This is a genomic window from Streptomyces sp. ATCC 21386 (genome assembly GCF_018728545.1).
GTDB lineage: Bacteria > Actinomycetota > Actinomycetes > Streptomycetales > Streptomycetaceae > Streptomyces.
In genome coordinates, this window is the sequence record NZ_JAAVVL010000001.1 from 5,175,368 (window position 1) to 5,186,627 (window position 11,260).

Genomic DNA, 11,260 nt, shown 5'->3' on the forward strand with positions numbered 1-11,260 from the left:
GCTGGGGCTTCCGGTCCTTAAGGGCCGTCAGTCGGCGCTGAGGGAGACCTGTGGTCGTACGCGGTAGCCGCCTTCGGTGGTCGGGCCGGGTCGCAATGTGCATCCCCGGCGCACGGGCCGCCGCCGACTCCGACGCTGCCCCGGAGGACCGGGAGACGACCACGGTGGAGGTGTCGGATTCCGGCACCTGACAGGGGGCGACGGGGGCGCCCTGGGCGGTCAGCCCGTGCGGCGCAGCAGGGTGGACAGGGCGAGGCGGGAGGAGACGCCGAGTTTGCGGTAGACGCGGAACAGGTGGGTCTCCACCGTGCGCGGGCTGAGGAAGAGCCGCTCGGCGATGTCGCGCGTGCGCAGCCCCTCCGCCGCGAGTTCGGCTATCTCGCGTTCCCGGTCGCTGAGCATGGCCAACGCGTGGGCCGCCGGGTCGTTCCCGGCCAGCTCGGCGCGCAGGCCGTCCACCCGCTCGCTCACGAGCGAAGCCCCGTAGGAGCGGGCGACCGTCCCGGCCACGTCCAGCTGCCGCAGGGCCTCCGTCGGCCCCTCGGCCTCGGCGCACGACGGGGCGCCGGTCGCCAGGGTCCAGGCGTACTGCACCGGCATGTCGGCGGCCCGGAACGCCCGCGCGGCCAGGGCGAAGAGTTTGGCCGCGGCGTCGTGTTCGCCGTCGGCGGCGTGCAGTCGGGCGCGGGCCTCGTGCACGTACGCCTCCTGCACCGGCAGCCCGAGTCCGCCGACCTCCACCTCGGCGGCCTGCACCAGGTGGTGGGCCCTGTCGCGGTCTCCGCACTCCAGGGTGGCCGTGGCCAGCAGGGCGAGGAGGAAGGGCCGGGAGAAGGGGCGCACCAGGGGCAGCCGCTCGCCGCCCACGCCCTCCAGCAGCGTCCGCCGGCATCCGGCGGCGTCACCGGCGAGCAGCCGCGCCTGGGCGAGCAGCCCCGTCGCGGAGGTGGCCCACCAGCTCTGGCCCGGCGGGGTGACCGTGGTCGCCTCCTCGACCAGTGCGACGGCCTCGGCGGCGTGCCCCCGGCCACGGGACCAGACGAGAGCCGTGGTGCGCATCGCGCGCGCCAGGGTGACCGCGCCGTCGGCGCCGATGGCACCGGCGAGGGTCTCGACCTGCCGGGCCCGCCGCTCGGAGGCCTCCAGCCGACCGGTCCACTGCTCGACCATGGCGAGGGCCAGGAGCCGGTGCATCAGGATGGGCCGCCCGGCGTCCGAGTCCGCCGTGTCCGGTCCCCGGCCCAGATGCCGTGCCGCGTCCGCGAACCGTTCCAGGTAGAGCTCGGCGCAGCCGAGCAGGGCGAGTGTCTCCGGTGTGCGCCCGGCGATCGGGTCGGGCAGGGCGTCCAGCAGCCGGGCGCAGTCGGTGATCTCGGGACCGGCCTCGTCGAGGTCTCCGGCATGGGTGGCGCACAGGGCGGAGAGGACGCGCAGCACGATGCGATCCGCGCGGTCCGCCCCGCCCGCCGCCCGCGCGGCCTCCCGGAGCAGTGTCCGCGCCTGCTCGTGGGTGCCGCGCACCACATGGATCAGGCCGTACTCGATGGCGAGGCGGACGGCCTCGGGCGGCAGCGGGTCGGGCAGCGGCCGGGGCAGCAGGCCGAGCGCGGCCCCGACGACGGCAGTCGCCTCCTTGTACCGGCCGAGCTGCCGCTCGGCGTCGGCCCAGACGGTGTGAGCCTGGAGCGTCTGGCTGTCGGTGAGTTCGGCCCGGGGATCGCCCAGCAGCTCATGGGCGTGGGCGCGTGCCTCCTCCGGCTGCCCGGAGGCGATCAGGGCGCGGCAGCAGGCCAGTTCCAGCGCGGTCCGGGCCGCACGGTCGCCCGCCCGGCCGGGCATGGTCTCCAGCGCCAGACGGAACCAGCGGGCCGCGGTCGCCGGTGCCCGCGCGGCGATCTCGGCGGCTCCCTCGGCCAGCGTGCGGGGGGCGTCGAGGCCCTCCGTGCCCAGGAGGTGCTCGGCGTGGCGGGCCCGTTCGGCGGCCCGACCGCCACGGGCGGTGACCAGGTCCAGGGCACGGTGGTGGGCGCGCAGCCGGACCGACGACCCCGCCCGCTCGTAGGCGACATGGCCGATCACGGGGTGGCGGAAGCGCAGGCCTCCGCTCCAGTCGGCCGGCCGGACCAGGTCCGCCCGCTCCAGTTCGGCGAGCACGTCCAGGGTGGCGTCCAGGCCCAGTCCGGAGACCTGGGCCACGTCCTGCGGGCGGAACGGGGAGCCGAGCACGGCCGCCGCGGCCATCGCCGTCGCGGCCGGGGGTGTCAGCGCGTCGAGTTCGGCGATCAGGGGTTTCGCCTCGCGCAGCAGGCCGTCGATGTCGGTCCCGGGCCGGTCGGGCCAGTGGCCGGGACGCCAGTCCGCCGCGACGAGCAGGCGCAGGAGGAACGGATTGCCCTCCGCGGCGGCGCACACCTGACCCGCGAACTCGCGCAGCGCGGCGGGCTCGTGCGGCGGGGCGAGCTCGTGCGCGTGGGGCGTGGGACTCTCGGGCGCGGGCCGGCCGGCGAGCAGGGCAGCGGCCGCCTCCGCGTCGAGGGGGCCCGGTTCGATCCGCGTCACCGTGCCGGCGCGGACCCCGTCCTCCAACGCCTCCCGCAGCTCGGGCGGGGTCTGCCGGGGCCGGTGGGCGAGCGCGAGCACGAACGGGCCGGGCACCACGGAACGGACCAGCCGGACGAGCGCGGCCGTCGACACCGGATCGCATCCGTGCACGTCGTCCAGCACCAGGACACCACCGGCGGCCCAACGGGCGGGCCGGTCGCGGAACTCGGCGAACACCCTCCCGCCGACCCCCGTCGGCCGGGGGAAACCCCGCCGTGCCTCGAAGGCATCACGGAACACCTGGAGCGGGGTCGCGCCGCCGCGCATGGCGTGGGCCCGGGCGACCGGGAGTCCCCGGCGTGCCGCCAGGTCCACGAGGGCCGTCGCGAGCCGGGTCTTGCCGATGCCCGGCTCGCCGGTGATCTCCACCACCGACCCCCGGCCGTTCCCCAGCGCCTCGACGAGGTGCGCGAGCCGCGCGAGTTCGGCCTCCCGCGCGACGGGAAGGCCTCCGGTCTCCGGTACGGGCACCGCGGTCATGCGTGCCGTTCCCCCTCCGCGTACGGTCCGGCATCCCCTGGCGCGTGCCGGGCCCGGGGGATCCTCCGGGCAACCCTACCGAAGTAAAAGAGGGTGATCCGTTTGTGTGATCGGGGGTGGTGGTCGACCCAGGGCGCGCCGGTGGTGCGGTCCGGGTAGGGCCGTGGTGCGGTCGGGTTCGGGCGGTGGCCCGGAGCAGGTTCGGGCGCTGGCCGGTCAGGGCGAGGCGGGCGTATCCAGGTGCCTGACGACGATCGACCACGGTCCGTCGGAGCGGGCGTACAGGAGACAGGGGCCGGTGAGCGCGGCTTCGCCCTGCCAGGGACCCACGTGGTTGGCCAACTCGTCGAGGAAGCCGGTGCCGTCCGGCTCGAAGGTGTCCACGAGGAAGTACCCGCCGTCGTCGGAGCGCGGATCGCCCTCGTACCGCAGCGTCGCGATCCCGGGCCCGCCGGTGTGGCGCAGCACGTCCGAGGCGGGACGCCGCGTGTGGCCCGCACAGGGCAGCGCGCTCGACAGCGGGCTCACGTCGACCGTCCACGGTCCGTCCGCCTGGACGCGGAGCGCCCGCACCGGCCGGTCGTCGGCGTTCACCAGGGCGCGGCAGGAGAAGGGGCCGTAGGTGTAGACGAGTTGGCTCTGCGAGTGCAGCCTGCCGTCCAGGGTGTCCACGACGAAGTGTCCGTTCCCCGAGTGGGTGATGTCGAGGATGACCGGACCCGTCCCGGTGGTGAGCCGGGCGACCGTGTCGCCGTCGCCGCCGATCCGCTGGAGCGCCGGGTCGCCGGCGGTCAGCAGCGGGGGCGCCTGCCTGGGCGGCTCGTCGCTCCCGCCGACCTCGGAGGGCGGCACCACAGGGGTCTGTCGCCGCGCACGGTCGTGTCGGAACCACTTCATGGAGCCCCCCGGTGACGTCTGCGCACAGTATTGGGCGTCCGGCTCTCCACGTATACAAAAAGGACCGCACTTCACCAACCGGCTGCCCGGCGTGGGGGGATCGAAGGCGATCGGCATCGGGGTGACCACGCCGCGCGGTTGCCGCATCGGCCCCGACGGCTCCGGAACCATGTTCCTCGTGCCCTCGGCGGACTCCCCGCGCGACATCCCGGCCCGGCGCCCCCGATCTGACGCGGCGCCCGACGATCTGACCCCACGCCCGCCGCTTCGACCGGGCGCTCACCGATCCGTCAGTACGCGTCCTCGCCCTCGACGAACGTCCGCACCACCTCGATGTCCCCGATCCGGGACACGTCCACCCGGCGCGGATCGTCTCCCAGCACGACGAGATCGGCCCGCCTGCCGGGGGTGATGCTGCCCGCGTCGCCGTCCCAGTGGCAGGCGCGGGCGGCCTCGACGGTGTACGCGCGCAGCGCCTCCTCGACCGTGAGCGCCTCGTCGGGACCGATGAGACGGCCGGACTCCGAGGCCCGCTCCACCATGAACTGGATCGCCCGCAGCGGGGCGCCGTTCGCGACCGGGCGGTCCGAGCTGCCGGCGATCCGGACACCGTGGTCGAGGAAGCCCCGGCCCCGGTACAGCCAGTCGGCCCGGTCCTCGCCCATGACCGTGGCGTAGTCGTCGCCGTAGTAGTACAGGAAGCTCGGCTGGACGACGACGGTGACCCCCAGCGCGGCCAGCCGCGGCAGCTGGTCGGGGCGGACCAGCCCGGCGTGCTCGACGCGATGGCGCGCCTTTGGGCGGGGGCTCAGCTTCCGGGCCTTCTCCAGCGCGTCCAGGGCGACGTCGAGGGCCCGGTCGCCGATCGCGTGCACGGCGAGCTGCCAGCCCGCGAGGTGTCCCTCGACGATCGTGCTCTCCAGGACCTCGGGCTCGTGCATGAGCTGACCGGAACCACCGGGGCCTTGCGGGGTCAGGTACGGGCTGGTGAGGGCCGCCGTACGGGCCATCATGCCGCCGTCGGTGAAGACTTTGAGAGAGCCGAGGGAGAGGGTGCCCTCGCCGAAGCCCGTGCGCAGACCGAGGTCGATCGCCCGGCTCGTGGTGTCCTCGGCGTCCGCGCGGACCGGGCGCAGCGCGTCGGCGGCCACCATCAGCCGCACCCGCAGCGGCAGTCGGCCCGACTCGTGGGCGAGCTGGTACGCGGCGCCCTCGATGGGGCTGTGCCCGAACAGCCGGGCCCCGACGCCCGCTTCGGCGCACCCCGTGATGCCCTCGGAGCGGCAGACCCGGGCGGCGTGCTCGATCGCGGAGGCCAGTTCGGTGAGCGAGTGCGGTGGCCGGGAGCGCAGCGCGGCCCCCATGGCGCCCTCCGCGAGGAAGCCGTCCGGCCTGGCCACCTCCGCCGGAAGCCCCGCGAGGACCGCCGAGTTGACGAGGCAGGCGTGCCCGGAGAGATGACCCAGGTACACCTTGCGACCGGCGCTGACGGTGTCGAGGTCGCGCGCCGTGAGAGGGCGGTCGAGGGTGCGCTGGTCGTAGCCGCCGAAGTCCACCCAGCCGTCCGCCGGGGCCTCGGCCACCGCCTCCGCGACCGCCCGGAGCACGTCGTCGGCGCGCCGACTCGGCGCGACACCGGGCGCCTTGGCCTTCAGGCCCGCCCACGCCAGGTGCACATGGGCGTCGACGAAGCCGGGGAGTACGGTGGCGCCGTCCAGGTCCAGCGTCCGCCGCGCCGCAAGGCCCGCCACGTCCTCGTCCAGGCCGACGACGCGCCCCCGCCAGATCCCGAGCTCCCGGGCGGCCGGGCGGCCCGGATCCATCGTGACGATGCGGGCGTTGGTGATCCTGGTGCTGAGCACGGACGGGTCCTTCCGTTCGGGGGCAGTGCGCCCGGTGTGTTCTCGTATCGGTGAAGTGACTTGTTCTGTCTGTGAGTTGACGGTCGGTTCGGCTACTGTCCCTGCGTTCGGGAGGCCCATCGAGGTCTCGAAGACGTCTCGGGGCTGGTCCAGGACGGCAAATATAGTTAGGCTTACCTAAGTTTCTTTGTACGTATCCTGTGTTGGCGAAACCGGTCCGGAGTGTTGCGTGAGAAAAGCGGACCCACCGGGGCGGAACGTCCTGTGGCGCGCGGTCGGCGGACAGCGTCGGGACGTCGTGCTCGGCGCGGTCCTGGGGATGGGGCACCAGACGGGCGAGGCCCTGGTGCCGGTGCTCATCGGACTGGCCATCGAACGCGGGGTCGTGGACGGCGACGTCCCCGGACTGCTGCTGTGGCTGCTCGTCCTGGCCGCCGTGTACGTCGGCCTCTCCTTCAGCTTCCGGTTCAGCGCGAGGGCCGGTGAACGCGCCGCCGTCACCGCCGCGCACCACCTCAGGACCGCGCTCGTCGGCCGTGTCCTCGCACCCGAGGGCGGCGCCGAACAGGGAAGACTGCCGGGCGAGTTGACGAACATCGCCACCGAGGACGCCAAGCGGGTCGGGGCCGTCGCCATGGCCCTCATCGTCGCCTGCGCGGCCACCGCCGGGCTCGTGGTCAGCGCGGTGGCCCTGCTGCGCGTCTCGTACGTCCTCGGCCTGCTCGTCCTCCTGGGCACCCCCCTGCTGCTGTGGCTGGGACACCTGTTGAGCAAGCCCCTGGAACGGCGCAGCGAGACCGAGCAGGACCGCGCCGCACAGGCCTCCGGTGTCGCCGCCGACCTGGTGGCCGGACTGCGCGTCCTCAAGGGCATCGGCGCCGAGCGGGCGGCCGTCGCCCGCTACCGGCGCGTCAGCCAGGACTCCCTCGCCGCGACCCTGCGCGCCGCCCGCGCCGAGGCCTGGCAGAACGGCGTCGTCACCATCCTCACCGGTGCCTTCATCGCCCTGGTCGCCCTCGTCGGCGGACGGCTCGCCGCACGCGGTGACATCGGCCTCGGCGAACTCGTCTCCTCCGTGGGGCTGGCCCTGTTCATCGTCGGCCCGCTCTCCGAGTTCGCCTGGATCAACACCGAACTCGCGCAGGGCCGCGCCTCCGCCACCCGTATCGCCGAGGTGCTGGACGCCCCCGGTGCCGTACCCGCGCAGGGGGCCGATGCCCTCCCGCTGGCCGGTGTCGAGGGACGGCTGACCCTGCGCGGCCTCACCTGCGGCCCCCTGCGCGGGGTCGACCTCGACATCGCCCCCGGCGAGACCGTCGGCGTCGCCACCACCGATCCCGCCGACGCGACGGCGCTGCTGCGCTGCCTGGGCCGCCACACCGACCCCGACGACGGCACCGTGGAACTGGACGGCACCGCGCTGACCGCGCTCGGACCGGACGACGTCCGTGCCGCGATGCTCGTCGCCGAGCACGACGCCGACCTGTTCGAGGGCACGGTCCTGGACAACGTGACGGCCGCGATCGCCGTCACGGCGCCGACACCGGCGACGACGCCCGCGACGGCGGCCGTCACCGCCGCCATGGCCGCCTCCGGCACCGACGAGGTCGCCCGCGCGCTGCCCGACGGCGTGCACACCGCCGTCACCGCGCGCGGCCGTTCACTCTCCGGGGGCCAACGCCAGCGCGTGGCCCTGGCCCGCGCCCTGGCCGCCGACGCGCCGGTCCTCGTCGTGCACGAACCGGCGACCGCCGTCGACGCCGTCACCGAGAGCCGCATCGCCGCCGGCATCCGGGACGTCCGCGGCGGACGGACCACGCTCCTGGTGACCAACAGCCCCGCGCTGCTCGCCGTCACCGACCGTGTCGTCCTCCTCCACGAAGGCCGGGTCACCGCGACCGGCGACCACGAACGCCTCGTCCACGAGCGCGCCGACTACCGGACGGCGGTCCTCACATGACCGATCACGCCGCATCCGCGGAGACCGACGAGGCCGCGTCCGCGGAGACCCCTCGACCCGCCGAGACCGCGCAGGCCGGGGGCGCCCTCCGGGGCCGAGACGCGGCGGCGCGCGCCGATGCCGGCCCGCCCGCCCAGGGCGCGGACGCGGGGAACGACGCCCGGTCGGTCGGGGCCGCGGACGTCGCCGGAACCGTCCGGCCCGACGAGACCGCGGACGACGCCGAAGCCGGGGAAGCCGGCCATGGCGTCGGAGCCGTCGAGGCCAACTCCCGGAACCATGACCACGCCGGGCCCCTGCTGCTGCCCGTCGCCACGCCCGCCCGTACGCGTGCCGCGGTCGCCGAACTTCTGCGGCCGCAGCGGCGGTTGGCGGTGTCCGCGTTCGCCGTCATGGTCGGGTCCACCGCACTCGGCCTGCTCGTGCAGCCCCTCCTCGGCCGGATCGTCGACCTGGCCGCCGACCGGGGGTCCGCCGACGCCATCACCGTCACCGCGGCGCTCCTGGTGGCCGTCGCCGTCGCGCAGGGCGTCACCGCAGGCTTCGGGTTGTCGCAGATCGCCCGGCTCGGCGAGACCACCCTGGCCCGGCTGCGCGAACGCTTCGTCGAGCGCGCCCTGACCCTCCCTCTGGACCGCGTGGAGAAGGCCGGCGCCGGCGACCTGACGGCCCGGGTCACCGCCGACGTCTCCCTCATCGCCGACGCCGTCCGCAACGCGCTGCCCGCGCTCGGCCGGTCGGTGCTCACCATCGTCCTCACCTTCGGCGCCCTCGCCCTGCTCGACTGGCGGTTCCTGCTGGCCGTGCTCCTCGCGGTCCCCGTGCAGGCGGCCACCGCCCGCTGGTACGTCGCCCGCGCCATCCCGCTCTACGCCGAGCAGCGGGTGGCCGCCGGCGCCCAGCAGCAGCAGCTGCTCGACACCATCGGCGGCAGCTCCACCGTGCGGGCCTTCCGACTGGGCCGTGAGCACACCGAGCGGGTCACCGAACGGTCGTGGTCCGTGGTGGCGCTGACCATGCGGGGCGTACGACTCGTCCTCGGCTTCTACAGCCGGCTGCACATCGCCGAGTACATCGGGCTCGCCGCCGTCCTCGTCACCGGCTACTGGCTGGTCCGCGACGGCTCCGCCAGCATCGGCACGGCGACCGCCGCCGCCCTGTACTTCCACAGCCTGTTCGGCCCCGTCAACGCGGCCCTCGCACTCCTCGACGACGCCCAGTCGGCCACGGCGGGCCTCGCCCGGCTCGTCGGCGTCACCGACGAGGCCGTGGCTCCGCCCCCGACACGCACCGTCGCGGCCGACGGTGTCGACGTCACCGTCCGGGGGCTCGGCCACGCCTACCGGCCGGGCCATCCCGTCCTGCACGACATCGACCTGACGATCCGCCACGGCGAACGCGTGGCCCTCGTCGGCGCCAGCGGAGCCGGCAAGACCACCCTGGCGCGACTCGTCGCCGGCATCCAGCCGCCCACCACCGGCGCCGTCCTGGTGGGCGGGGTCCCGCCCACCGAACTCGGCTCCGCCGCCTCCCGCACGATCGCCCTGATCACCCAGGAGACCCATGTCTTCGCGGGCCCCCTCGCCGACGACCTGCGGCTCGCCAGGCCCGATGCCACCGACGACGAACTGCGCGCCGCGCTCGACCGGGTCGACGCCCTCGCCTGGGCCGAGGCGCTGCCCGACGGCCTCGCCACGGTCGTCGGCGACGGCGGTCACCGGCTCAGCGGCGAGCGGATCCAGGCCCTCGCCCTGGCCCGGCTGATCCTGGCCGACCCGCCCCTGGTGATCCTCGACGAGGCCACCGCGGAGGCGGGCAGCGCCGGAGCCCGCACCCTGGAGAAGGCCGTGGCCCGCGCCGTCGACGGCCGGACCGCACTGATCGTCGCCCACCGCCTCAGCCAGGCGGCGACCGCCGACCGCGTCGTCGTCATGGAGGACGGCCGCGTGGTGGAGAGCGGCACCCACGACGAACTCCACGCCGCGCGAGGCCCCTACGCCGCCCTCTGGGCGGCCTGGTCGGACGCCCGCGACACCGGCCCACGGCCGGCCCCCGAGACCCCCACACGCACCGCTCCGCAGAAACCCGAACCGAAGGACCGCTGATGTTCCGCTCCCGCAGAGCGCCACGGCTCGCCGTCGTGCTCGCCTCCGCCACCCTGCTCCTCGCCACCGCGTGCGGCGGCGGGTCCGACTCCGACGACGCGTCGGGCGCCGGCGCGGAGGCGAGCACCTCCTCCGGCGACTCCGCCTTCCCGGTCTCCCTCGACCACAAGTACGGCAGCACCACGATCAAGGCCGAACCCAAGCGGATCGTCACCGTGGGCCTCACCGACCAGGACGCGGTCCTCGCCCTCGGCAAGGTCCCGGTCGGCACCACCGAATGGCTCGGCGGCTACAAGGGCGCCATCGGCCCCTGGGCCGAGGACAAGCTCGGCTCCGCCGAGGCGCCGACCGTCCTGAAGGACACCGGCACCGGCCCCCAGGTGGAGAAGATCGCCGCCCTCAAGCCCGACCTGATCCTCGCGGTGTACGGCGGACTGACCAAGGAACAGTACGAGTCGCTGTCGAAGTTCGCGCCCGTGGTCGCCCAGCCGAAGGCGTACAACGACTACGGCGTCCCGTGGCAGGAGCAGACCGAGACCATCGGCAAGGCGCTCGGCAAGCCCGAGGAGGCCGCGAAGGTGGTCGCCGACACCGAGGCGAAGATCAAGGCCGCCGCCGACGACAACCCCGGCTTCAAGGGCGCCTCGGCGGTCATGGCGACCCCGTACGAGGGCATGTTCGTCTTCGGCAGCCAGGACGCCCGGTCCCGTCTGCTGACCGGCCTCGGCTTCACCCTGCCGGCCGACCTGGACAAGGCGATCGGCGACAAGTTCGGCGCGAACATCAGCAAGGAGCGCACCGACCTGCTCGACCAGGACGCCGTCGTGTGGATCGTCGGCGACCCCGCGAAGGACGCCGCGAAGCTGCACAAGGACGCCTCGTACAAGGACCTGAAGGTCGTGAAGGAGGGCCGCGAGGTCTTCGTGAACGAGAGCAGCGACTACGGCAACGCCACGTCCTTCGTCTCGGCCCTCAGCCTGCCGTACGTGATCGAGCGCCTGGCGCCGCAGCTGGCCGCGGCCGTCGACGGCAAGACGGACACCAAGGTGGAGCAGCCCGCATCCTGACCCGGTCGGGCCGATTCGGTACGACGAGGGGGGCCGGTCACCGACCGGCCCCCCTCTCGTGTGCCTGGTGTCAGCCGTCCATCGACTCCGCCAGACTGCGCGGCCGCATGTCCGTCCAGTGCGTCTCGACGTGCTCCAGGCAGGACTGCCGCGAGTCGGGTCCGTGGACCACCCGCCAGCCGGCCGGGACGTCCACGAAGTCCGGCCACAGGCTGTGCTGGTTCTCGTCGTTGACCAGCACCAGGTAGGTGCCCTCGGGGTCCTCGAACGGGTTGCTCATGCCACTCC

Annotated in this window: 7 protein-coding genes; 3 read left to right on the forward strand and 4 right to left on the reverse strand. The window is 74.5% G+C overall.

Translation table 11 applies throughout. The annotated features are described in order from the left end of the window. Positions 1 to 219 precede the first annotated feature (219 nt). The 3 genes from GWK25_RS22060 to GWK25_RS22070 form a co-directional block, all read right to left on the reverse strand. Positions 220 to 3,081: a LuxR family transcriptional regulator gene (locus GWK25_RS22060; protein ID WP_215452276.1), complete on the reverse strand. Its 2,862-nt coding sequence runs from the start codon at positions 3,079 to 3,081 to the stop codon at positions 220 to 222. Positions 3,082 to 3,297: 216 nt separating this feature from the next. Further along, positions 3,298 to 3,978 (reverse strand): hypothetical protein, encoded by a 681-nt coding sequence (locus tag GWK25_RS22065; protein WP_215452278.1) that lies wholly within the window; start codon positions 3,976 to 3,978, stop codon positions 3,298 to 3,300. 290 nt (positions 3,979 to 4,268) lie between these two features. Then, complete coding sequence (locus tag GWK25_RS22070) at positions 4,269 to 5,840, reverse strand: amidohydrolase (protein ID WP_215452280.1); 1,572 nt, start codon at positions 5,838 to 5,840, stop codon at positions 4,269 to 4,271. 229 nt (positions 5,841 to 6,069) lie between these two features. On the opposite strand from GWK25_RS22070, the gene GWK25_RS22075 reads away from it, so the two are divergent. From GWK25_RS22075 to GWK25_RS22085, 3 genes are read left to right on the forward strand one after another with little or no spacing between them, the layout of a single operon-like run. Further along, entirely contained in the window at positions 6,070 to 7,800 is a 1,731-nt protein-coding gene (locus tag GWK25_RS22075) for an ABC transporter ATP-binding protein (protein ID WP_215452281.1), read from the forward strand. After that, the gene (locus tag GWK25_RS22080; RefSeq protein ID WP_251828975.1) at positions 7,797 to 9,905 is read left to right on the forward strand and encodes an ABC transporter ATP-binding protein; all 2,109 of its coding nucleotides are present in this window, start codon (positions 7,797 to 7,799) and stop codon (positions 9,903 to 9,905) included. The genes GWK25_RS22075 and GWK25_RS22080 overlap by 4 nt, the downstream gene beginning before the upstream one ends. Further along, positions 9,905 to 10,972, forward strand: a complete 1,068-nt coding sequence (locus tag GWK25_RS22085) for an iron-siderophore ABC transporter substrate-binding protein (RefSeq protein ID WP_215452282.1) — start codon at positions 9,905 to 9,907, stop codon at positions 10,970 to 10,972. Before GWK25_RS22080 ends, GWK25_RS22085 begins: the two co-directional genes overlap by 1 nt. 70 nt (positions 10,973 to 11,042) lie before the next feature. Here the strand turns inward: GWK25_RS22085 and GWK25_RS22090 are convergent, their stop codons facing one another. After that, a complete protein-coding gene (locus tag GWK25_RS22090) occupies positions 11,043 to 11,252 on the reverse strand; it encodes an MbtH family protein (protein ID WP_149830609.1) in 210 nt (69 codons plus the stop codon). Between the last annotated feature and the right edge of the window lie 8 nt (positions 11,253 to 11,260).